The sequence below is a fragment of the Vibrio sp. 10N.222.49.C9 genome (genome assembly GCF_041474985.1).
Taxonomy (GTDB): domain Bacteria; phylum Pseudomonadota; class Gammaproteobacteria; order Enterobacterales; family Vibrionaceae; genus Vibrio; species Vibrio crassostreae_C.
This window is the reverse complement of sequence record NZ_JBFRVD010001208.1, coordinates 1-381: the sequence shown is the minus strand read 5'-3', so window position 1 is coordinate 381 and position 381 is coordinate 1. Positions and strand designations below refer to the sequence as shown.

Below are 381 nucleotides of genomic sequence, written 5' to 3'. Positions count from 1 at the left end.
GAGAATACTCAATCCTAGGTTGAAGAAATTGACTCGGAATTGAGGCTTGCTCTCGGTACTGCATCATTAACTTTGTTTTTGATGGTTTCCAATTTTCGCCCAAAAAGTGTCGGCAGAAGTTAATCAAAGCTAAAGTTCGAAACCATTCGGTATGCTCGAATCCATTGACCGATGGGCGATACCCACCTCGGTGACATAACCACCAGCTCCCATCAAGATGTTCAGTCCAAATGACCACATGGTTGTTAAAGTGTGTCAGTTCATTCGTTAAAACATGCACACCATCTTTAAGCGCCTGACAACCTTTAATCTGTTCAGAAAGGCGCCCCGATATTTGGTCTAAAGATGCCCACCTTCCCACTTCAATCCCAATCTGAAGGT

1 pseudogene is annotated in these 381 nt (G+C 43.8%); it reads right to left on the bottom strand.

Features of this window, described 5'->3' with window-relative positions:
- A pseudogene (locus AB4585_RS27600) lies at nt 1–361 on the bottom strand (AraC family transcriptional regulator); the annotation flags it as partial.
- Nucleotides 362–381: the final 20 nt, after the last annotated feature.